We start from the raw sequence: 22,564 nt of genomic DNA on the forward strand, positions 1-22,564 counted from the left end.
TTTAATCCAGTCATTCTAAGTTGATCTTGAAAGCAGAAAGACAGTTTGACAATTTTACATAAATAAAATAAAATTATAATGTACTGATTGGTAATAAAAAATGATATCCTTACAAATAAATGAATAATTGTTTTGGTGAAATGATTTTATTGTTGAAAAGAGGAATTGAGGATGGTTCGACAGCGTGAGTTTGATGAGGAAAAAGCGTTGGATGATGCAATGGTGCTTTTTTGGAAAAAGGGGTATAGAGCTACAACGTTAAGCGATTTGACTGCAAAAATGGGAATACAGCGGCCAAGCTTATACTCAGCCTTTGGAGATAAAGAGGAGTTATTTGAGGCTGCATTACGTAAATATACAAAGCAGCATGCAGCCCATATTCGAACAAAACTTCAAAACAATCAATCTGTAAAGGAAGCATTTCATACATTATTTACAGATGTAGTGGAAGAGGAATATAGAGATGGCCCGAGTAAAGGCTGTTTTTGCATTAATACGATAGTGGAGCTTGCTCCACACGAAGAGAAATTTGAAATTCTGACAAGAGAGCATCAGATGTATCTTTCGGTCATATTTGAAGAAAAGATTGTGCAAGGTATTCGCTCGGGTGAGCTTGAAAGCAGCTTGAATGCTAAAGCCTTAGCACAGACACTGGTCGTTTCTTTCATCGGGCTTACCGTCCTCATGAAGTCACGTCCAGAGCGTTCATTTGTAGATCATTCTGTAGCGACGATCCTATCCATTTTAAAATAAAATGGACAACACGCCATGACAGCTTCCGTGAAAAAATCATACAGCATAGTGAAAGCGTATTTGATCCATTACATCAAAATACGCTTTTTCTTATAGGGCAGTCATGCGCAGAATGTATTTTTATGATATGATAGGAGAACAAACATTCGATTTTCGGGGCGCCAGCACATCAGATGCAAATGAAGAAATCGGAAAGAAAGAAGGGGATACTTTGAAACCACTCACAAAAGAAGAGAAAAATCAAATGACGATGGCCATTCAGCGTTATTTTGCCGAAGAACGAGAAGAAGAGATTGGTGAATTAGCAGCCATTAATATACTAGAATTTATCACAAAAAACCTTGGAAGCTACTACTATAATCAAGGGGTTCGCGACAGCCGCAGCATCGCTGTTCAGCGGTCACAATTGTTAGAGGAAGACTTATTTGCACTCGAAAAAAGAATATAATGAAAAGCTTGCAGTATGGTGTGTGACGAACTAATAAACAGGAAAAAGACCCCCTTAATAAAGAACACATATTCGTATCATATGTAATGATTAAGAGGTGGAACCAAAAGGCCATCTGAATCGTTATATAAGTAACCATTAATGAAAATCAGCTTTTTTGGTTTTATTTCAATAAAAGAAGGAATAAAACATACAAATAGGCGAAGTGCAGATGATGGAGGTTCTAAATATGGGGAAAATTAAATTAAAAATGGCGATCTTATTTGTTTTACTGCTTTGTTTAGGCGCAGGTTATTTATACATGAATGGCATGAAAATTGAAGATGTGCCAACAGCCATTGGCGAAAGCTTAACAAATAATGATAAAGATTACACCATCTATGAATATACCATTACGAAAATTGATGGAGATGAATATTACGGTCAAGCGAAGAATGGCACAAAAATCATTTTTAATGGTAAGAAATTTGAAGATGATGTGGCCGATCTGAAAAAAGGCGATCGTATTAAAGCCTACTTTAGTAATGAAAAAAGAATAGATGGACTGATAAAAGTAGTAAAAGTCGTAAATTAACATGTCTCCTTTCCTATAAGGAGACTTTTTTTGTGAAGAAATCTTGATTGTTGCATTTGACAACAAGGATCGCTATAATAGCCCCTAAGGACAGCTAAATATCGATTGTATCCTTCGGGGCAGGGTGAAAATCCCGACCGACGGTAATAAAGCAAATGCTTTACAGCCCGTGACCCGTTAATTTATTAACGGTTGATTCAGTGAAAAGCTGAAGCCGACAGTGAAAGTCTGGATGGGAGAAGGATAAAGAAAGCTATGAACGAAAAATATTTGTTGATCATAGTCTTATTTCTGATGCAAAAAAACCACAGCCCCGGAATTTTTTCCGGGGCTTTCTGTATGATTTTGTCGTTAATAGACTGCATGCAGTGTTTATTAGGTGATCCCTCATCTACCTTGTATGGACCATAAAAAGCGACGAAGGTGCTCAATCGATCACATGTCCCTAACATCGCTTTTTTAAAAAGTGAGAAATACAAATGAAACGAAAGGGAGGATCACATGTTTACGGGGATAATTGAAGAAATTGGCACCGTTCAGTCATTAAGTAAAAAGTCAGCAGATGCCATGGAAATTGTCATTACATGCAGCCGTGTGCTGGAAGATGTTCAACTCGGAGACAGTATCGCCATTAATGGAGTATGTCTCACAGTCACTAGCTTCACAAAAGAACAGTTCGCGGCAGATGTGATGCCAGAGACGGTCAAAGCGACATCGCTGGATCAGCTGACAAAAGGCAGTCCAGTGAATTTAGAGAGAGCCATGTCCTCAAATGGACGATTTGGCGGCCACTTTGTCTCAGGCCATGTTGATGGAACGGCTGTCATTACCCGGATAGAAAAGAAGAGTAATGCCATTTACTATGATTTAAAGATGAACAAGACCCTCACAGATATGCTCACCCAAAAGGGTTCGATCGCAATAGATGGTGTCAGCTTGACCATTTTCGATTTGCGAGATTCACATGTCACAGTCTCTATTATTCCTCACACGCTTGAAGGAACTATTTTCCCGACTAAATCTATGGGGGATATCGTGAATATAGAGTGTGACATGATCGGTAAATACATTTATCGCTTTTTAACAAAAGAGCAGAGCGAAAAACAGCCATCTCGATTGACCCCATCATTTCTAAAAGAGCACGGATTCTAGGAGGCGATTGTATGTATCATTCCGTTGATGAGGCAGTAAATGCCCTTAAACAAGGAGAAATCATTATCGTAGTGGATGATGAAGACAGAGAAAATGAAGGAGACTTTGTGGCACTCGCTGAGCATGCCACACCTGAGGTGATTAACTTCATGGCATTACATGGAAGAGGCCTCATTTGTACGCCAGTCCATGCGTCGATCGCCAAACACCTGAATCTGCATCCAATGGTTGAACATAATACGGATGCACACCATACAGCGTTTACAGTAAGCATCGACCATGTGACAACGACGACTGGTATTAGTGCTTTTGAGCGCTCCACGACTATGCTGGCCATGTTAAATAAAGACGCAAAACCAGAAGAGTTTGCCCGTCCAGGACATGTTTTTCCGCTTATTGCAAAAGAGGGCGGCGTACTAGAAAGACCAGGTCATACAGAGGCGGCGGTTGATCTTGCTAAACTGGCAGGCTCAGAGCCAGCGGGTGTCATATGTGAAATTATGAATGCAGATGGATCAATGGCGCGCGTCCCTGAACTAAAGGAGATCCAAAAACAGCATGATTTAAAGATGCTGACAATCGAAGCATTACAGACATATTTAAACAACAATCGAACAGCCGCTATTGAAACAAAATAAAAATCACAAAAAAGGATGATCAACATATGAATACAATACAAGGTCATGTAGTAGCAGAAGGACTAAAATTTGCAATCGTTGTAGCGAGATTCAATGATTTTATTACAAGTAAACTGTTAGATGGAGCAGAAGATACATTACTCAGACACGGAGCAAATGGTGATGATATCGATGTTGTGTGGGTACCAGGCGCTTTTGAAATCCCGTACATGGCAAAAAAATTAGCAGAAACCAAAAAATATGATGCAGTCATCACACTTGGAACCGTGATCAGAGGCGCAACGACTCACTATGATTACGTTTGTAATGAAGCTGCTAAAGGAATTGCTCAGAGTGCTATGTCAACAGGGGTACCGATTATCTTTGGTGTACTCACAACAGAATCTATTGAACAAGCCATTGAAAGAGCTGGTACAAAAGCAGGAAATAAAGGCAGCGAATCGGCTGCAGCTGCTATTGAAATGGCGAATCTCAATCGAACGTTCTCTTAATTTAGTGAAAAAGAGTTTAAAAACGGTATAAAAATGTTTATAATGTGTGATGAGCAAATGAATCATAAGACATTTGCTGGAAATTAGGATAATTTGAATATTGAGGGGTATATATGTTAATTCGTTACAAGAGGTCTTTTGAAAAAATTGCCATGGGACTTCTGTCCTTTATGCCGGGTGAGAAAGACGTCAAACAGCTTCAGCAGACGATGAAGTCATATGAAATGGATGAAGATCGGCAGCTGTTCCTATGGAAAGATGGCGAGGATATTGTAGGTGCTATTGGTGTGTTGAAAACAGACGACCAAGTACAAATTGAGCATATTAGTGTGAATCCATCCCATCGTGATCAAGGAATCGGCAAGGAAATGGTTTTAGCCGTGGAAGAAATATTTAAAACCAAAACACTCATTCCAAATGAATTAACGCAAGGCTTCTTTCATAAGTGTCACAGCGAATCAAATTAAATATCACACATGTAAAAGCAGAGGCTACAGTCCTCTGCTTTTTTTACGTTCAATCTGCTTTTTTCGTTCCAGCAAAACTTCTGTCCGGTCACGGAGTCTATGTTTTTCGATTAAAAATGTATGGGATAAGTTGCTTTCCTGTCCAAAGAGCAGTCCTTCTTTTTGGGCCATTTCTTGGCATAAAGAAAGAAGTGCTTCATCTTTGATTGGCAGCATCACACTTTCATAGGGCATATCTTCATCCATTTTCTTTTTCAGCGTTCTCAGAAGCATCAGAAATGCCTCATCATCCAGACCGAGATTCGATAATACTGAACGGTTTGCTTCTAACAAATGAAGACTGTTAGAAATGAGCCGTTTTGCTCCTTTTCCATTTCCCCGCCTTTGATGATACAAGGCAACAGCGAGCTGGATGAGCCCGACCCAATATTCTTTGCGCTGCTCAGGGGGATCTTCTTTCCAATATTCCTCTAAAATTTCATGACACTCAAAATAATCTCTTGTCGTATGAAATTCGTGTAAAAAAGCCACGTACGCTTCAGGATACACAGCGGTCATCTCCTTTTCCACTCTCAGTCTAACATATCGAAAAGAAAAGAAGAAAGAGCGTCCCTTTAGTGAAAAGGACGCTCTGTTTCTTTAATAAACCCAAGCCGCGCCAACGATGATCAGCAAGATGAAAAGCACGACAATTAGCGCGAATCCTCCGCCGAAGTTATAGCCATCTCCCATAATGATACGGCCTCCTTTTTCATCAGTTCTGATTACAATGGTATTCTATGTATAAATGCCCTTATTGGTATGGGCGGATCCACTGTTTTTCTCGATTTGCCTAAGGCATCATGGCCGAAATTATATTGGACGAGAGCTTTATCCTGTCTTATACTAAAGGTTAGCCGGTGAAACGGTACTTAGAAGACAGTAGAAATGGTGAGAAAAAGATGCTGGAATATCAGGTGAAAATAGATTCGTTCGAGGGTCCTTTGGACTTGCTTTTACATTTAATTAACCGGTTGGAAATTGATATTTATGATATTCCCGTCGCTAAAATTACGGAGCAGTATTTATTATATGTCCACACGATGAGGGAGCTTGAGCTCGATGTTGCGAGTGAATATTTGGTCATGGCTGCAACCCTCCTGAGTATTAAAAGCAGAATGCTTCTTCCGAAACAAGAGGAAGAGCTGTTTGATGAAGACCTGCTCGAAGAGGAAGAAGACCCTCGAGAAGAGCTGATTGGCAAATTGATTGAATACCGCAAGTATAAAAATGCAGCACAAGAACTAAAGGAACGCGAAGAAGAAAGGCAAAATGCCTTTACAAAACCACCGAGTGATTTAAGCGAATTTGCAAAAGAATCAGAAGCGAAGGACACAAATTTACACGTAACGGTGTATGATATGTTAGGTGCGTTCCAAAAGGTATTAAATCGAAAGAAAATAACGAAACCAGCACCATCAAAGATTACAAGACAAGAAATCCCGATTGAAGACAAAATGAATGAGATTATGAACCATTTAAGAAAAACAAAAAAGCGGACCAATTTCATGACTCTATTTCAACATGATCAAAAGGAACACCTTGTCGTGACGTTTCTTGCTGTTCTCGAATTGATGAAAAGTCATCAAATCATGCTAGAGCAGGAAGGGAACTTTGAAGACATTTATATCATAGGGAGTGAAACGATTCATGACGCTTGATATCGTGAATTGGAAAGCCATCTTAGAAGCGCTGCTGTATGCAGCAGGTGACGAAGGCTTAACAAGAAAACAGCTCATGTCTGTTCTTGAAGTAGATGAGTCGGTATTACTCGACATTATGTCTTCCGTAAAGGAAGAATATCAAAAACAAGAACGAGGGATTGAGCTCATTGAATATGCAGATTCATATATGCTGCTGACGAAAAAAGAATACAGCATGTATTTAAAAAAATTAGTCGAGACACCATCCAAGGGTTTGTCACAGGCAGCGCTGGAGGTGCTTGCCATTGTTTCTTATAAACAGCCGATTACACGCAGTGAGGTAGAGGAGATCAGAGGAGTCAAATCAGAGCGGGTACTTCATAGCTTAGTAGCCAAAGCACTGCTCTGTGAAGTAGGACGTGCCGATGGTCCGGGACGAGCGATTCTGTATGGGACAACCCCTACCTTTTTAGAGCAATTTGGCTTAAAAGCTTTAGATGAATTACCGCCGCTTCCAGAGAATGTAGAAGCAGATGGAGTACAAGAAGAGGCCGATCTATTTTTTGAAAACTTCAATCAAACATTTGAAGACATAAAATAGTTCAAAAGAATGAAAAATGTATGATAAAATATAAAAAAGATTTTAGGTCTAAAATCTTTTGATGACAGATAAAATGGTGACAAAGCCATGAGGGGAAGGTAAACACGAAACAAATGGCACATATGAATGTAAAGGCTCAAGTTGATCAAGCAGGCGTCTTTTTATCAAAGGTTGCAATTGAAATGAATGGTTTTCTGAACGAAACCACCTTATCAAGCTTGAAACGATTAAACCCCGAAGCGGAAGCCTATTATTGTGACATATTGAGTACATTACGGAAGCTTGCAGTGTACAGCGAGGATGCAGCAGCAGTTTGCAGGAAAATGGGCCAGCAGCAGACATTCCCGCAGCAAGCCGCACAGCAGATGCTCCACCGTATTTATCATCAATGTATTGAAGAATTTTTCACGCCTAAAAAGGATACATGGTATGAAGACAGCCGTTCGGCCTATACAGGAAAAAGCAGCATTGTTTTTCACCATGAAGTATCCGCTGATATGAAACGATTATTTTCTTCATTAGAAAAAGACTTTTTAGCGATGAGAGAAGAGCTGGAATATACGACTTCTCATCAGCAAGTGAAAATGGTATAAGCAATTTGAAGAAGCGCCTCTATACGTAGAGGCGCTTTTTTTTATGGACGAGGCATCATAACTTTTTCAGCTGAGCATACACTTGTACAAAACGGACAAGGACGTGAATGAACATGCCCTATTTAAAAATTGGAACAGCAGTCCTTCTTCTATTTACACTCTTACTGCCTTTTTCCTCACATGCCAAAGCAGACATTTCATTATCAGTGAGTGCAAGAAGCGCCATTTTAATAGATGGACAGTCAGGCAGAGTCCTATTTGGAAAGGACGAGCACGAAAAAAGAAGAATCGCCAGTATTACAAAAATCATGACGGCTGTATTAGCCATTGAATCAGGAAAAATGAAAGATACTGTCAAAGTATCAAAACGTGCGATTCAGGCGGAGGGTTCATCCATTTATTTAAAGGAAGGGCAGAAGGTGAGCTTAGAAGATTTGACATACGGGCTCATGCTGCGTTCTGGAAATGATGCAGCTGTTGCCATTGCAGAGCATGTTGGCGGCAGCTTAGAAGGATTTATCTTTATGATGAACCAAAAGGCAGCTGAACTAGGAATGGAGAATACGAATTTTCAAAATCCGCACGGACTCGATGATCATAAAAATCATTATTCATCAGCCTATGACATGGCGATCCTAACAAAATACGCGATGAAACATAAACAATATCAAAAAATTGCCGGTACAACTTTCTATAAAGCGAAGACAATGGAAGGCTATTGGAAAAATAAAAACAAGCTGCTCACCGGTTTATACGAATATTCCACTGGAGGAAAAACAGGATATACAAAGCTTGCAAAACGAACACTTGTCTCCACCGCTGCAAAGGGTGATGCTCAGCTGATCGCTGTGACCATTAATGCACCTGACGACTGGAAGGATCATATTTCTATGTTTGAATATGCATTTGATCACTATAAAACGTATGTGCTTGCTGAAAAAGGAAGGCTTGCTTCGTTAAAAGGGACCTTTTACGAAAAAAAAGCGTTTATCAAGCGTGATGTGGACTATTTTTTAAATGAAGATGAGAAAAAACTTGTCAAAATTGAAACGGAAATGCTCACCCCTAAAAAGAAATGGAAAAAAAACGCCGAAGCCATCCCAGATGTTGTTGGAAAAATGACGATTTTATTAGATGGACAGGTGATCGAGCAATTACCGATTTTTTATGAAAATAAACGAAACCGCATGCCTCAAAAAAGCTTTCAAGAAATGTTTAAGTCTGTCTTTCAGACATCTATAGGCGGATCTTCATGGTCAATCTAATTTGGGTATTTCTCACTGTCATCGGTCTTGTCTATGCGATGTTTAATGGAACGATGCAGGAAGTGAACGAGGCTGTATTTAAAGGCTCAAAAGAAGCGGTTACCATTTCAATTGGTTTGATTAGTGTCCTCGTTTTTTGGCTCGGGCTCATGAAGATTGCCGAAGAGGCAGGGCTGTTAAATTTCTTTAGTAAATTGTGCCGGCCCTTTATTTCAAAGCTATTCCCGGATATTCCGCCTAATCATCCTGCGATGGGATATATTTTATCCAATCTCATGGCGAATTTCTTTGGTCTCGGGAATGCCGCTACACCGCTTGGAATTAAGGCGATGGAGCAGATGAAAGCATTAAACGGCGGAAAAAATGAGGCAAGCCGGTCTATGATTACATTTCTAGCGGTCAACACATCCTCTATCACACTTGTCCCAACAACCGTCATTGCAATAAGAATGACCTATGGGGCAGATCAGCCAACAGACATTGTAGGGCCAACCATTTTAGCAACACTCATTTCAGGAATCGGTGCAATTATCATCGATCGTTATTTCCACTATCGCAGAAGCAGGCGGGGGTGATCTTGTGGCATTTATTAACTGGCTGTCACTTGCTTTGATTCCACTGATCATCGCAGGAATTTTGATTGCTGGAACCATTAAAAAGGTACCAACCTATGAAACATTTGTGGAGGGAGGAAAAGAGGGCATTCAAATTGCCTTTTCAATCATTCCCTATTTAGTCGGTATGCTTGTAGCCATTACGATATTTCGTGCATCAGGTGCGCTTGATTTTGTTATGGGACTATTAAAACCAGTCTTTACAGCGATTGGTTTCCCGCCAGAAGTCGTGCCGCTTGCGTTTATTCGCCCGATATCAGGAACAGCTGCACTCGGAATGACATCTGACTTAATAGCGACGTACGGCCCAGATTCTTTTATTGGCCAGCTTGCAGCTGTCATGCAAGGGTCAACAGACACCACCCTTTACATTTTAACGGTCTATTTTGGAGCAGTCGGGATTAAAAAAATGGGAGATGCGCTGAAAGTAGGTTTGCTAGCAGATCTCATTGGTGTCATTGCCTCTGTGATTATCGTCAGTTTGTTATTTAGCGGCGCCTAATCAGGCGCTTTTTTGTATTTCATGGATGGAAAATCGCTTTTTAGCTGAAATTAGACAGACGAAACGCTTATTTTTCCACGAATGCTTGTTTGTTTTAAGTCAAGCAAGTAAGATAGTACATGAGGTGAAAGACAAATGGAACGTTTACAGAAAGTAATTGCACATGCCGGCGTCGCTTCAAGACGAAAGGCTGAAGAATTAATTAAAGAAGGACGAGTTACCGTTAATGGTCAAACAGTGACAGAGCTCGGAGTGAAGGTGGGCTCTTCAGATAAAATTGAAGTCAATGGATTAAAGCTTGAAAGAGAAGAACCGGTTTACTTTATGCTTTATAAACCGCGCGGCGTCATTTCGGCTGCCGAGGATGATAAAGGACGCAAGGTCGTCACAGATTTCTTTGATGATGTCCCGCAGCGCCTTTATCCAATCGGGCGGTTAGATTATGATACGAGCGGTTTGATTTTGATTACAAATGATGGGGAATTTGCCCATAAGCTCATGCACCCGAAATACGAAATTGATAAAACGTATGCAGCGAAGCTAAAAGGCATTCCATCAAAGGAACTGCTTAGAAAGCTAGAAAAAGGGATCATGTTAGATCATAAAAAAACAGCACCTGCTCGTGCGAAAATGCTTTCTATTGATAAACGAAAACAAACTTGTATTGTTCAATTAACCATTCACGAAGGCAGAAACAGACAGGTGCGCCGCATGTTTGAAGCGATTGGACATGATGTGTTAAAGCTAAAAAGAGAGCAATATTCGTTCCTTCATATTGAAGGTATGAGACCAGGAGACCGCAGAGAATTGTCTCCGCATGAAGTAAAGCGCCTGAGAGCAATTGCCGATCATGGGAAAAGCGCTTTTTAATTTTCACATAAACTTCAAAAAATGAAGAAGCATCAAAAGAAGGAGAATGCTATAATTTACCTGAATGTCTATGGGGAAGGGGTACTTCAGATGAAAAAAAGACGGTTTTTCATACGGACGGGCATTCTCCTCGTGATGCTTGCTGCACTATGTTATACAATGTATAACTCAGTATTTGCCAAACAGGATCGAGTCAAAGAAGGATCTATTGCGCCAAACTTTGTCCTTCAATCTGTCGATGGGGATCGGATTGAGTTAAAGGACTTAAAAGGCAAAGGTGTCTTTCTTAATTTTTGGGGTACATGGTGTGGTCCGTGTAAACAAGAATTTCCTTATATGGCGAATCAATATGAAGTGTTCAAGGATCGCGGTGTGGAAATTGTTGCAGTCAATGTTGCGGAATCCAAGATTGCCGTGAAAAATTTTATGGAATCCTATGGCGTGAATTTTCCTGTTGCCATGGACAAAGATCGTCAAGTGACAGAGGCATATGATATTACGCCGCTGCCAACCACATTTTTAATCAGTCCTGAAGGCAAGGTAATCAAAGTCATAAAGGGAACGATGACAGAACGTAATGTCTATGAATATATGAATTTGATTAAACCAAAGGGGTCATAGAATGAAAGAGGTAAAGTGCGAGTGTGGACATATTAATCCAATCGGTACTGTTCTATGTGAATCATGCGGGAATCCCATTGCGGCTAAAGAGAAAAACTCTTCAAAGCTGCTTGATATGAGATATGACGGCAGTGCAAGACGCTCGCAAACATACAACAAAACGATTGTTGATAAAGTATGGAACTTTTTTTCTTCTGTTAAAGTGGGTGTGTGGCTGATTGTCATTACACTGCTCGCTTCTTCGCTTGGAACGATTTTTCCGCAGGAGCGATTTATTCCGCCAGGTGCATCTGCTTCCACGTATTATGAAGAGCAATATGGATCGTTTGGCAAACTGTATTACACACTTGGATTCCATGATCTTTATAATTCTTGGTGGTTTTTAGCTCTTGTCGCATCAATCGGAATCTCCCTTGTCATTTGCAGTCTCGACCGCGTTATTCCTCTTTATCGAGCACTCAAAAACCAAGGGGTTATCAAAAAAGAAGGCTTTATGAGAAGACAGCGTCTGTTTAGCGAGACAGACAAAACATTAGATCAGCATACATATGAAGGCATCATAAGAGCAATGAAACAAAAGCGTTACCGCGTGCGAGAAGAAAATGGGCATATTTTAGCCGAAAAAGGACGTTTTTCACGCTGGGGACCTTACGTCAATCACATTGGACTAATCATCTTTCTCATTGGAGCGATGCTCCGGTTTGTCCCGGGCATGTACGTGGATGAAACGCTTTGGGTCAGAGAAGGGGAAACTGCACCAATTCCAGGTACGGATGGTCAATACTTCTTGAAAAATAATGCGTTTTCAATTGATCGCTATGAAACTGGAAATGAAAAAGAAGTGTTTGAGAATGCCATTGAAAAAGCTGGCGACGGTCAAGTGGTGAAAAGCTATAAAACGGATGCCATTTTATACAAACGTGAAGGAGAAGTTGTATTTGGTGAAAAGCCCAAGCTGAAGCAGGTAACAGAACACGATATCAAAGTGAATGAACCGCTCAAGTTTGACAATTTCTCCTTATATCAAGTGGATTTTAAACAAAATGAACTCGATCAAATGGTCTTTCAGCTGATTCGTAAAGATACAGAAAAATCTTTCGGTACAGTGAAGATTAATCTGCTGGAGCCTAAGTCAGAATATGATCTTGGTAGCGGTTACAAAGTCAAGGTGATGAGCTATCTGCCTGATTTTTATTTTGACGATGATGGAACGCCGAGTACGAAAACAAGGAATCCGAATAATCCTGCTTTCGTGTTTGAAATGATTTCTCCTGAAAAACCTAAAGGTGAAAAAAGCTTTGTCGCCATTCAAGAGACAGTAGAGGGTTCTGATAATAATTTATATAAAATGAAGTTTGATCGGGTTGAAACGAAAAACGTCACAGGGTTAACAGTTAGAAAGGATTTAACACTTGGCGTGCTCATAGTAGGCGGAATCATCTTCATGATTGGTGTCGTGCAGGGGATGTATTGGCAGCATAGAAGAATATGGCTGTCGGCAAAGGATGGAAAAGTATTGGTGGCAGGACATACAAACAAAAACTGGTTCGGCTTAAAGTCCGATCTTGGTGTGTTACTAAGCGGCAGTGGCATCAAACAGCCAGTTGATCAAAAAGAACTGCCTGATACAACAAGTATCAGCAAAAGCAAGGGGGAAGGATTAGATGGCGGCAGTCAGTGAAAATCTGTTATTTGCAGCTTTTCTATTTTATTTAGCGGCAGTTCCTTTTTTTGGTGGTGCCATTAAGGGAAAAAAGAAAGAAGAAGGAACGCGCAGGAATAAGGCGGCACTCATTGGTATTACGCTTACCATCATCGGTTTTTTGAGCCAGTTGGGCTATTTTATTTCAAGATGGATCGCATCTGGCCATGCACCAGTCAGTAATTTGTTTGAGTTCACAACGGCTTTTGGCATGATGCTGGTGCTTGCATTCATCATTTTATATTTTGTGTATCAAGTATCTGTACTTGGTTTATTCACCCTTCCAATCGCTTTATTGATTATTGCCTATGCAAGTATGTTCCCATCAGATATTTCACCGCTGATTCCTTCACTTCAAAGTAATTGGCTTTATATTCACGTGACAACAGCAGCACTTGGCCAAGCCATTTTAGCCATCAGCTTTGTGGCAGGTGTCATCTTTCTATTAAAGCATGTGGATCAAACAAAGCCAGGGAAGAAGACGTTTGGTTTAGAGCTTGTCATGTTTATGATTGTGGTCACACTTGCATTTATCGCTGTCACGTCTATCTTTAGAATGACAGGATATGAAGCGACATTTAATTGGATCGATAAAAATAAAGAAAAAAGTGAGATGGTCTATGAGCTGCCAGCTCTTGTCGGACCTCATAAAGGGGAGCTTATGACGGAAGATCGTTTGGAACCGTTTGTTGAGCTGCCGCCTGTTTTTTCAGGTAGAAAGGTCAATACGGTGTTATGGTCATTTGGCGTAGGGCTGATCATATACGGACTCGTTCGATTGATCATTCGCAAACGGCTGAGCGCACTGCTTCAACCGCTAGTGAAACAGGTGAACCTAGACTTAGTTGATGAAATTGGGTATAGGGCTGTTTCGATTGGTTTCCCTGTATTTGCGTTAGGCGGGCTGATCTTTGCCATGATCTGGGCGCAAATTGCATGGACTAGGTTTTGGGGCTGGGACCCGAAGGAAGTATGGGCATTGATTACGTTTCTCTTTTATGCTGCCTATCTTCATCTTCGCTTGTCGCGAGGCTGGCATGGTGAAAAGTCCGCATGGCTTGCTGTGATCGGCTTCGCCATTATTATGTTTAATCTCATCTTTGTCAACCTTGTCATTGCGGGGCTTCATTCTTACGCATAATACAAGGAAAAGCCAACTTTTATGATTCAATTCGGCTTTTTGTTAAAATGAATGTAACAACGGAGAAAGCAGGAGGACTGTCTAATGGAACACACAACTCAAACGAAAATATTAGTCGTAGATGATGAGGCAAGAATTCGCCGCCTTTTAAAAATGTATTTAGAACGTGAAAATTATGAAATCGATGAAGCGGAAAATGGAGATGAGGCGATTCAAAAAGGGCTTCAAACCGATTACGACCTCATTTTGCTCGATTTAATGATGCCTGGTACAGATGGAATCGAAGTGTGTAATCAAATTCGAGACAAAAAAGCGACTCCAATCATTATGCTGACGGCAAAAGGAGAAGAAGCAAACCGCGTTCAAGGATTTGAGGCAGGAACGGATGACTACATCGTCAAACCTTTCAGCCCGCGTGAAGTGGTTTTACGTGTAAAGGCATTGCTCAGAAGATCGTCTCAAACGTCTTATTTGAATACTGGGACAACAACAAAGGATGTTCTTGTGTTTTCTCATCTTTCTATTGACCATGATGCACATAGAGTGACGGCTGATGGCAAAGAAGTCAGCCTCACGCCGAAGGAATATGAGCTTTTATATTTCCTTGCAAAAACACCAGATAAGGTCTATGACAGAGAAAAGCTGCTAAAAGAAGTATGGCAATATGAATTCTTTGGAGACTTACGAACAGTTGATACTCATGTCAAACGACTTCGTGAAAAACTGAATAAAGTGTCACCAGAAGCAGCGAAAAAAATCGTAACTGTATGGGGTGTCGGGTACAAATTTGAGGTCGGCGCTGAATGAAACTGTGGAAAAGTGTTGTAGGAAAGCTATGGTTAACCATTCTTTTCCTCGTCTTGATCGTTTTATCTATTTTAACTGTGCTTCTTTTAGAGTTCATTGAGAATTATCATGTAGAAGAAGCAAAATCTGATTTAACACAAATGGCAAACAAAGTAGCGGTCATTTTAGAAAGCCATGAGGATCAATCGCTTGCAAGGTCGATTACATCAGAGCTCGCTGACAAATTGACGAGTATTGCGATCATCCAAGAGGACGGGCTAGAGTGGTATTCGTCTGAAAAAGACGGGAAGCTTCCTGCGATTACAAAGAAACAAATTGAAGCAGACAGCGATTTAAATCAAGCACTGAAAGATCGTAAAAAAATCAGTAAACGTGCAGAACCTGATGCAGGCAATCAAAAAGATGAACGGATTGTAGTCGGTGTTCCATATGAGGCGAACGGAAAAAAAGGCATGGTCTTTCTTTCTCAGTCACTCCTCGCTGTAGAACAAACAACGAAACATACGACACGCTACATCTTCTTAGCAGCCGGAATTGCCATTGTACTGACCACTATATTCGCTTTCTTCTTGTCAACACGTGTCACCTATCCTCTCAGAAAGATGAGAGAGGGTGCACAAGATTTGGCGAAAGGGAAATTTGATACAAAGATTCCTATTTTAACGCAAGATGAAATTGGAGAACTGGCGATCGCCTTTAATCAAATGGGGAAGCAGCTTAAATTCCATATCACAGCCTTAAATCAAGAAAAAGAACATTTATCTAATATTTTAAGCAGTATGGCTGATGGCGTCATCACCATCAATATTGATGGAACGATCTTGATGACAAATCCTCCAGCAGAACGATTTTTGCAGGCATGGTATTACGAGCAAAATATGAAGATCAAAGATGGAGATGAACTGCCGCCAGAAGCGCGCGAGCTATTTCATACAGCTGTCAGCACAGAAAAAGAGCAAATGATCGAAGTTACGCTACAAGGGCGCACCTGGGTTCTTCTTATGTCTCCGCTGTATAATCAGCAGGATGTCAGGGGAGCAGTTGCAGTCCTTCGTGATATGACGGAGGAACGAAGACTTGATAAACTGAGAAAAGACTTCATTGCCAATGTCAGTCATGAACTTCGTACACCAATTGCCATGCTGCAAGGGTACAGTGAAGCGATTGTAGATGATATTGCAGGATCAGAAGAAGAAAAGAAAGAGATTGCGCAAATTATCTATGATGAATCACTTCGAATGGGACGTCTTGTGAATGACCTTCTAGATCTAGCGAGAATGGAAGCAGGTCATATTACACTGAATCTTGAATCAACAGATACGGAAGAGCTGACTGAGAAGATCTACCGCAAGTTTCTCGGGATTGCGAAAGAAAAACAAATCGACCTTACGTATGATATTCAAGTGGATGAACCGAATTTTTTATTCGATCCAGATAAGATCGAGCAAGTGTTTACGAATCTCATTGATAATGCCATTCGTCATACACCAGAGGGCGGCGAGGTTCACTTCTCGGTTCAATCGGTGGAGAACGGACTGAAAATGGATGTAAAAGATTCGGGGAGCGGAATTCCGGAAGAGGATCTGCCCTTTATTTTCGAACGCTTCTATAAAGCCGATAAAGCAAGGACAAGAGGACGTTCTGGTACTGGACTTGGCCTTGCGATTGTGAAGAACATCGTCGAGGCACATCAAGGCTCTATACATGCTCATAGCAAAGCGGGTGCAGGTACACACTTCACATTCTATATTCCGAGAAAAAAGCAGGAACTCGTCTAATCTTGACGAAGAATCTTGTTACATGAGAAACACTTCTTTTCGTAAAGAAAATGAAGTGTTTTTTCTATTTTCAAATTTTTAAGGAGAAGTTAAACAAAAAGCCCTTCCCAAACTGTCGAACTTGTAATATATTTGTCATAAAGTTGTAATGTAACGTTTTATAAGAGTCACTCGACAAAAATAAGTGAACGGAGGGGTTTCCTATGCATGAAACCTTTCAAAAAATATATGATTCGTACCATCAAGATTTGTACCAGTTTTTATTTTACATGGTTAAAGATAAAAATCAGGCAGAGGATCTCGTACAGGAGGTTTACATTCGGGTACTTCACTCATATAAAACTTTTGAAGGAAGAAGCAGCGAGAAAACATGGCTGTTTTCAATTGCAAGGCATGTGGCGATTGACTGGTTTCGCAAGCAGCAAACCATTAGACAACGGGTACTCGGCACGTTTGATTGGGATAAGCAGGATGTAAAAGACCCAGACTTGCTCCCAGACGAACTGGCTGTACAGGATGAAAATACTAAAGAAATTTATGCCGCGCTTGATCACTGCACGATTGATCAAAGAGCTGTCATCATTTTAAGGTTTATCCAGGGCTACTCAATCATGGAGACGGCAAAGGCGCTAAAGTTCTCGGAAAGCAAAGTCAAAACAACGCAGCACCGAGGCCTGAAAGTGCTCCGAAAACATATGGAGCTTTTGAAGGAGGAGCTAGTGAATGAAAACGAACAGGTCCGATTGGAGCGAAGAACGAATCAAGGTGTTACTAAGTCAGCTTCCAAAGGTGGAGGACAACCGTTCATCTAAGCAGATATACCAGCAGGTGCTGATGGCAAGCGGGAAGAAAAAGAAAAGTGTCAAATGGATCGGTCCAGCGGTGGCAACCGTTGTGGTTTTATTTATGGCGTTTTTAATTTCTCCTCATTTATTTCAGCCGGCTGCTCAAGAACAGCATCAACAGATGAAAATGGAATCAAGTGCTGACAAAGGACAGGCAAATGCCACATTAGAGCCCGTCAAACAGGCAAATGGTACCACACACGTTGTTTCTCATGAAGACAAGCAAAAGTATATGACGGTTGCATACATAGATGAATCGACATCTCAAGTGGTTCCCATAAGTATTGAAAAAGAGAATGAACATGGCCATTTGCAGGAATTGATGAACACATATGAACAGGTGCAGCTGCCTGAAATGACAAAGCCTCTTCAATCTTATCTTGAGATGGTGGACCTTCGTGAAAATGGGAATACACTTGTTTTTCAGTTAAAAAATGATTTGTCCCTTGATACGATAAAGGAAGCCAATCGATTTAAAGATATGGTAAAAGAAACGCTCAAATGGAGCAGGTATAAACAAGTGGAGGTCAGGTCAGTCAAAGGTTCTCATCTTCAATTAGGGACTAGCAGCTTTGGCACGATATCAATTGATAAACAAACGAAGAAAGCTTATTACGTGTTAGAAAATAAGAGCGGGACTTTTTTGGTGCCCTCAAAAACACATTATTCTACTTATGAAGATGCGGTAGAGGCCATGAAACGCACGAGTGATTCTGGACTTGAACCATTAATTAAAGAAGAACCCATTAAAGAAGTGACATCAAAAGGTAAGCATGTAACCATCACGTTTGGAGCATCAGCACAATTATCGGACTCAATTGATCATACTCTACTCATTGAAGGTCTGCTGCTCACAGCAAAAGATTTTGGTTTTACAGATGTCACCATTCAATATGCAGGAACAGATCAAATAGGACCATATGAATTAAATGAACCAATAGAGGTACCGGCTCTGCCGAATCCAGTTGTCATCAAAGAACGTTAAAGGACGCAAGCATTTCATTGCGTTCTTTTTTGATGTATAGAAAATGATCTTCTTGCTGTATACTAAGCTGTCATGAAAAGAACCTCAAAGAAGGGGAGTCACTGATGAAAAGGTATTGCTTCATAGGTGCCAGCTGTTTTTTGCTCTTGATCTTAGCGCCATTTGCCCATGCACAGAAGACAACCGAATGGGTGGAACCAGTGAAAGGAGAAGTCACTGACTTGTTTGGGACAAGGGGCGGTTCGCATAAGGGATTAGATATAGCTGCGCCAGAAGGAGAATCCATTTTTGCTGCAAGTGAAGGTGTGGTCACGCGTTCGTATGTATCGGCTACATATGGAGAAGTTGTATTTATTCAGCATCCGAATGGATACGAAACTGTCTATGCTCATTTACACGAGCGTTTTGTGAAAAAGGGTGACCATGTACAAGCGGGACAGCCGATTGGCATAATTGGCAACACAGGGGCCTCCAGAGGCACTCATTTGCATTTTGAAGTACATCGTGGCAATTGGTCAGTCAGCAAAGAGGATGCAATAGATCCGCTCAAAATGATTGCTGTGGAACGCTTCCAAGAGCCGGCTCTTCATGTAAATGGACATGAAAAAAATACATATGTCATTAAACAAGGGGATACCCTTTGGTCGATAGCAAGGGCGCATGAAATGACTGTGGAACAATTGAAAAAGATCAATGAGCTGACCACTCACCTCATTCGAACAGGAGATCGTTTAATGGTTTCAACAAAATAAACCTCATGCAAAGCATGAGGTTTATCACTGTTTTTTATAGGTCAATCAGGCGGACAGAAAGAATATCCTGCACTTCAGTTAATTTTTTCACAATTTCGTCCTCTAGATGCTTGTCGAAAGAAAGCATCATAATGGCTTCGCCGCCTTTTTCTTTACGTCCCACCTGCATTGTTGCGATGTTGACATCATGGTCGCCTAAAATCTGTCCAACCTTTCCAATCACACCAGGTGCATCTGTATGCTGGATATAGACAAGGTGTCCATCTGGGTAAAAATCAATATTAAAGCCATTAATAGAAACGACGCGTTCCCCTAAATGCGGAATGTAAGTCGCTTTAAGAGTAAAGGTTGAAAGATCACCTTTGACTTCAATAGAAATACTGTTTTCGTAACCAGATTCGCTGGAAGAAATTTTTTCACTAAAGCTAATGCCTCGTTCTTTTGCGACCATTCCAGCATTTACTTCATTCACAGTCGAATCAACACGCTCTTTTAAAAACCCTGACAGGAGACTCTTTGTGATAAAGGATGTTTCGAGTTTTGAAATAGAGCCTTCGTAAGAAATGCCTACTTCTTTTACAGGTTCTCTCATGGATTGAGAGACAAGACGTCCAAGTTTTCCTGCAAATTGATGATAAGGCTGAATCTTTTTGAACTCGTCTTTTGTCATCGCTGGTAGATTAATAGATGACATGACAGGAAGGCCTTTTGCAAATTGAAGGACTTCTTCAGATACTTGCGCCGCTACATTTAATTGTGCTTCTTTTGTAGAGGCACCAAGATGCGGAGTTGCAATGACGTGTGGATGATCCACAAGCGGATTATTAGTTGGAGGTTCTACCTCGAATACATCGAGTGCAGCTCCTGCGACATGGCCGCTTTCAAGTGCCTCGAGAAGGTCAGCTTCGTCAATAATGCCGCCGCGCGCACAGTTTACAAGGCGAACACCTTTTTTCGTTTTTGCAATCGTTTCTTTATTGAGAAGTCCTCTTGTCTCTTTTGTTAATGGCGTATGTACCGTAATAATATCTGATACTTCGAGTACTTCATCAAGTGATTTCGCATTGACGCCAATTTTTTCTGCACGTTCTTTTGTGAGAAATGGGTCAAACACGTTGACTGTCATGCCAAATGCTCTTGCACGCTGGGCGATTTCACTTCCGATTCTGCCTAAACCGACAATCCCAAGAGATTTTCCGTAAAGCTCAGCACCAACATATGCACCTCTGTTCCATTCTTTTGATTTGACAGAAATATTGGCCTGCGGAATATGACGCATAAGTGATGAAATCATAGCGAACGTATGCTCAGCTGTCGAGATCGTATTACCGTTTGGTGCATTGATCACGATGACTCCATGCTTGGTCGCTTCATCAATGTCAATATTGTCTACTCCCACACCGGCCCGGCCGACAATTTTTAAGGAAGTCATTTTTTCATAAAGCTCTTTCGTTACTTTTGTGGCACTTCTGACAAGTAAGGCATCAAACGTGTGTAATTCATCTTCTGCTTCTGCTACATTTTTTTGGACAATTTCAACAAAATCTGATTCTAAAAGTGGTAGAAGACCATCATTGCTCATCTTATCTGAGACTAATACTCGAAACATCGTAAGATTTCCTCCTAAAATAAACGTCATAAATATCTGATAATTTACCATATTCCTTTTCACTGTGTCAATCAAATTAAAGCAGTAAAGTGAAAAAGAAAACACGAACATTTCTTTGTGTCTTTATAAAGAATGAACACCTTTAAACAAAAGATAACCAATTTTTGCGCATTTGTCATTAGAATTTTTGTGTTTTTTACGATTTCTTAAAACTGATGAATTTGCTCAGGATTTTTATCTGTACAAATGCTCATATATCATATATAATGATGTCGAATTGAATAATGATCAATCTTCGGGGCAGGGTGCAATTCCCTACCGGCGGTGATGAGCATAGTCTCTAAGCCCGCGAGCCTTTTTGGCAGGATTCGGTGTGATTCCGAAGCCGACAGTATAGTCTGGATGGGAGAAGATGGAGGTTCATAAACGTTGAAAACATTGATGTTCACACGTTTATTTGTCTAGCCCAATTTCCCCGCTCCTGTTTTCAAGGGCGGTTTTTTTGTGGCTAAAATGGAACAATCCTCTTTTCGAAAGATTTGATCGAAAAGGAGAGAGAATATTGAATCAAAGTAAAGTAAAGCGTTTAGTTGTTACCAGTATGCTCAGTAGTATTTCGTTTGTGTTAATTTTATTGGATTTTCCTTTCCCGGGTCTTCCAGCTTATTTGAAAATTGATTTCAGTGATATCCCGGCGATTATTGCAATTTTAATTTATGGACCGGGTGCAGGGATTGCTGTTGAGGCTTTAAAAAATGTACTGCATTACCTCATTCAAGGCAGTATGTCCGGCGTTCCAGTTGGGCAAGTCGCGAACTTCATTGCAGGCACACTATTTATCTTGCCAGTCGCCTTTATGTTTAAAAAAATCAAATCAGCAAAAGGGATGGCATGGTCTATGATCGCGGGTACATTGCTTATGACTGTGATGATGAGTATTTTAAATTACTTCTTATTCCTGCCAGCTTACACATGGTTCTTAAACGCGCCAGAACTATCTGATCATGCGCTCAAGACGACCATTACAGCAGGGATCTTACCATTTAACTTTATTAAAGGAATCATCATTACCATCGTGTTTAGCCTCATTTTTGTGAAAATGCGTCCATGGTTTGAAAATAAACGCCGACTTCAAAATAGTTAATATAAAAAAAGCCCCTGTATAAGGGGCTTTTAGATTGTTGACAAAGAGCTAAAATGATCTTTATTTTAGCTCTTTGTCTTCTTTTCAGCGTGATAGAAAACCTTTGCAGTCTAGGAAGGACGAGTACCGGAGCGGAGCGAATTGAATATTCGTGAGCACTGGAGCGCAGACCTGACACCGAATGCGAGGGTTTGTTTACATGCTGAAAGCCCCTGTATAAGGGGCTTTTATACTATTCATGCTTAAGCGGGTCACCATCGAAAGATTCGTCCGCAACTTTGATAGAATCTGTTGGACATCCTTCAAATGCATCAAGCATATCTTCTTCAAGTACTTCTGGAACTTCTACAGTCCCTTGGTTGTCATCAAGCGTAACAAATGCAATGCCTTCATCATCATAATCATAAATGTCTGGAGCAGCTGCACCGCATGCGCCGCAAGCAATACATGTGTCTTTGTCTACAATTGTATATTTTGCCATGTTAAAAAAATACCTCCCAGATTGTTCGATGGAACAAATGGTCTAACCT

At 40.7% G+C, this 22,564-nt stretch carries 27 protein-coding genes and 2 riboswitches; of the genes, 23 read left to right on the plus strand and 4 right to left on the minus strand.

The features are described from left to right. Positions 1-171: 171 nt before the first annotated feature. The 7 genes from JJ692_RS10420 to JJ692_RS10450 all read left to right on the plus strand — a co-directional run bounded on the left by JJ692_RS10420 (position 172) and on the right by JJ692_RS10450 (position 4,523). A complete protein-coding gene (locus JJ692_RS10420) occupies positions 172-753 on the plus strand; it encodes a TetR/AcrR family transcriptional regulator (protein ID WP_206533715.1) in 582 nt (193 codons plus the stop codon). Positions 754-865: 112 nt separating this feature from the next. Continuing rightward, positions 866-1,201 (plus strand): DUF2164 domain-containing protein, encoded by a 336-nt coding sequence (locus JJ692_RS10425; RefSeq protein WP_241257930.1) that lies wholly within the window; start codon positions 866-868, stop codon positions 1,199-1,201. A gap of 229 nt (positions 1,202-1,430) precedes the next feature. Then, entirely contained in the window at positions 1,431-1,775 is a 345-nt protein-coding gene (locus tag JJ692_RS10430) for a hypothetical protein (RefSeq protein WP_034623431.1), read from the plus strand. A gap of 106 nt (positions 1,776-1,881) precedes the next feature. After that, a riboswitch (FMN riboswitch) is annotated at positions 1,882-2,023 on the plus strand. Between the two features lie 253 nt (positions 2,024-2,276). Next, a complete protein-coding gene (gene ribE / locus JJ692_RS10435) occupies positions 2,277-2,927 on the plus strand; it encodes a riboflavin synthase (protein WP_206533716.1) in 651 nt (216 codons plus the stop codon). Between the two features lie 11 nt (positions 2,928-2,938). Beyond that, positions 2,939-3,565, plus strand: a complete 627-nt coding sequence (gene ribB, locus JJ692_RS10440; protein ID WP_080652974.1) for a 3,4-dihydroxy-2-butanone-4-phosphate synthase — start codon at positions 2,939-2,941, stop codon at positions 3,563-3,565. Positions 3,566-3,591: 26 nt separating this feature from the next. Then, a complete protein-coding gene (gene ribH, locus JJ692_RS10445) occupies positions 3,592-4,056 on the plus strand; it encodes a 6,7-dimethyl-8-ribityllumazine synthase (protein ID WP_029706184.1) in 465 nt (154 codons plus the stop codon). Positions 4,057-4,169: 113 nt separating this feature from the next. Then, positions 4,170-4,523 carry a GNAT family N-acetyltransferase gene (locus JJ692_RS10450; protein ID WP_024422850.1) on the plus strand — a complete coding sequence of 118 codons (354 nt, stop codon included), beginning with the start codon at positions 4,170-4,172 and terminating at the stop codon, positions 4,521-4,523. 24 nt (positions 4,524-4,547) lie between these two features. Here the strand turns inward: JJ692_RS10450 and JJ692_RS10455 are convergent, their stop codons facing one another. Then, positions 4,548-5,072, minus strand: a complete 525-nt coding sequence (locus tag JJ692_RS10455; protein WP_024422849.1) for a DUF309 domain-containing protein — start codon at positions 5,070-5,072, stop codon at positions 4,548-4,550. Between the two features lie 90 nt (positions 5,073-5,162). Then, entirely contained in the window at positions 5,163-5,255 is a 93-nt protein-coding gene (locus JJ692_RS10460) for a YjcZ family sporulation protein (protein WP_012010430.1), read from the minus strand. 209 nt (positions 5,256-5,464) lie between these two features. Between JJ692_RS10460 and JJ692_RS10465 the strand changes: the two genes are divergently transcribed. The 15 genes from JJ692_RS10465 (at position 5,465) to JJ692_RS10535 (ending at position 19,281) form a co-directional block, all read left to right on the plus strand. Then, on the plus strand, positions 5,465-6,223 hold the full coding sequence (locus JJ692_RS10465) for a segregation/condensation protein A (RefSeq protein WP_024422848.1): 759 nt from the start codon (positions 5,465-5,467) through the stop codon (positions 6,221-6,223). Then, entirely contained in the window at positions 6,213-6,806 is a 594-nt protein-coding gene (gene scpB, locus JJ692_RS10470) for an SMC-Scp complex subunit ScpB (RefSeq protein WP_024422847.1), read from the plus strand. Before JJ692_RS10465 ends, scpB begins: the two co-directional genes overlap by 11 nt. Positions 6,807-6,919: 113 nt before the next feature. Then, positions 6,920-7,399: a YpuI family protein gene (locus JJ692_RS10475; protein ID WP_206533717.1), complete on the plus strand. Its 480-nt coding sequence runs from the start codon at positions 6,920-6,922 to the stop codon at positions 7,397-7,399. A 113-nt stretch (positions 7,400-7,512) separates the two neighbouring features. After that, positions 7,513-8,664: a D-alanyl-D-alanine carboxypeptidase family protein gene (locus tag JJ692_RS10480; protein WP_039179629.1), complete on the plus strand. Its 1,152-nt coding sequence runs from the start codon at positions 7,513-7,515 to the stop codon at positions 8,662-8,664. Beyond that, a complete protein-coding gene (locus JJ692_RS10485; RefSeq protein ID WP_024422844.1) occupies positions 8,652-9,239 on the plus strand; it encodes a nucleoside recognition domain-containing protein in 588 nt (195 codons plus the stop codon). Before JJ692_RS10480 ends, JJ692_RS10485 begins: the two co-directional genes overlap by 13 nt. 4 nt (positions 9,240-9,243) lie before the next feature. Beyond that, on the plus strand, positions 9,244-9,780 hold the full coding sequence (locus JJ692_RS10490; RefSeq protein ID WP_024422843.1) for a spore maturation protein: 537 nt from the start codon (positions 9,244-9,246) through the stop codon (positions 9,778-9,780). Positions 9,781-9,915: 135 nt separating this feature from the next. After that, positions 9,916-10,650, plus strand: coding sequence for a 23S rRNA pseudouridine(2605) synthase RluB (gene rluB, locus JJ692_RS10495; RefSeq protein ID WP_024422842.1), 735 nt, complete (start codon positions 9,916-9,918; stop codon positions 10,648-10,650). Between the two features lie 90 nt (positions 10,651-10,740). Beyond that, a complete protein-coding gene (gene resA, locus JJ692_RS10500; protein ID WP_024422841.1) occupies positions 10,741-11,271 on the plus strand; it encodes a thiol-disulfide oxidoreductase ResA in 531 nt (176 codons plus the stop codon). Between the two features lies 1 nt (position 11,272). Continuing rightward, the gene (resB, locus tag JJ692_RS10505; protein WP_122631058.1) at positions 11,273-12,952 is read left to right on the plus strand and encodes a cytochrome c biogenesis protein ResB; all 1,680 of its coding nucleotides are present in this window, start codon (positions 11,273-11,275) and stop codon (positions 12,950-12,952) included. Then, positions 12,936-14,114 carry a c-type cytochrome biogenesis protein CcsB gene (gene ccsB, locus JJ692_RS10510; protein ID WP_122631057.1) on the plus strand — a complete coding sequence of 393 codons (1,179 nt, stop codon included), beginning with the start codon at positions 12,936-12,938 and terminating at the stop codon, positions 14,112-14,114. The genes resB and ccsB overlap by 17 nt, the downstream gene beginning before the upstream one ends. Positions 14,115-14,198: 84 nt before the next feature. Continuing rightward, positions 14,199-14,921 (plus strand): response regulator transcription factor, encoded by a 723-nt coding sequence (locus tag JJ692_RS10515; protein WP_003215596.1) that lies wholly within the window; start codon positions 14,199-14,201, stop codon positions 14,919-14,921. Further along, entirely contained in the window at positions 14,918-16,699 is a 1,782-nt protein-coding gene (locus JJ692_RS10520; RefSeq protein WP_122631056.1) for an ATP-binding protein, read from the plus strand. Before JJ692_RS10515 ends, JJ692_RS10520 begins: the two co-directional genes overlap by 4 nt. Positions 16,700-16,902: 203 nt before the next feature. Further along, positions 16,903-17,511 carry an RNA polymerase sigma factor SigX gene (gene sigX / locus JJ692_RS10525; protein ID WP_024422837.1) on the plus strand — a complete coding sequence of 203 codons (609 nt, stop codon included), beginning with the start codon at positions 16,903-16,905 and terminating at the stop codon, positions 17,509-17,511. Beyond that, positions 17,423-18,529 (plus strand): sigma X negative regulator, encoded by a 1,107-nt coding sequence (locus JJ692_RS10530; RefSeq protein ID WP_206533718.1) that lies wholly within the window; start codon positions 17,423-17,425, stop codon positions 18,527-18,529. The genes sigX and JJ692_RS10530 overlap by 89 nt, the downstream gene beginning before the upstream one ends. A 104-nt stretch (positions 18,530-18,633) precedes the next feature. Further along, positions 18,634-19,281 carry a M23 family metallopeptidase gene (locus tag JJ692_RS10535; protein WP_206533719.1) on the plus strand — a complete coding sequence of 216 codons (648 nt, stop codon included), beginning with the start codon at positions 18,634-18,636 and terminating at the stop codon, positions 19,279-19,281. Positions 19,282-19,315: 34 nt separating this feature from the next. Here the strand turns inward: JJ692_RS10535 and serA are convergent, their stop codons facing one another. Then, positions 19,316-20,890, minus strand: a complete 1,575-nt coding sequence (gene serA, locus JJ692_RS10540; RefSeq protein WP_122631053.1) for a phosphoglycerate dehydrogenase — start codon at positions 20,888-20,890, stop codon at positions 19,316-19,318. Positions 20,891-21,177: 287 nt separating this feature from the next. Beyond that, positions 21,178-21,308, plus strand: a riboswitch (FMN riboswitch). A 144-nt stretch (positions 21,309-21,452) separates the two neighbouring features. Between serA and JJ692_RS10545 the strand changes: the two genes are divergently transcribed. Continuing rightward, complete coding sequence (locus JJ692_RS10545) at positions 21,453-22,034, plus strand: riboflavin transporter FmnP (RefSeq protein ID WP_041109656.1); 582 nt, start codon at positions 21,453-21,455, stop codon at positions 22,032-22,034. A 232-nt stretch (positions 22,035-22,266) separates the two neighbouring features. On the opposite strand, the gene JJ692_RS10550 is transcribed toward JJ692_RS10545, so the two are convergent. Beyond that, positions 22,267-22,515 carry a ferredoxin gene (locus JJ692_RS10550; RefSeq protein WP_008361239.1) on the minus strand — a complete coding sequence of 83 codons (249 nt, stop codon included), beginning with the start codon at positions 22,513-22,515 and terminating at the stop codon, positions 22,267-22,269. Between the last annotated feature and the right edge of the window lie 49 nt (positions 22,516-22,564).

It is taken from the genome of Bacillus sp. 3a (genome assembly GCF_017161885.1).
In the GTDB taxonomy this organism is placed as follows: domain Bacteria; phylum Bacillota; class Bacilli; order Bacillales; family Bacillaceae; genus Bacillus; species Bacillus safensis.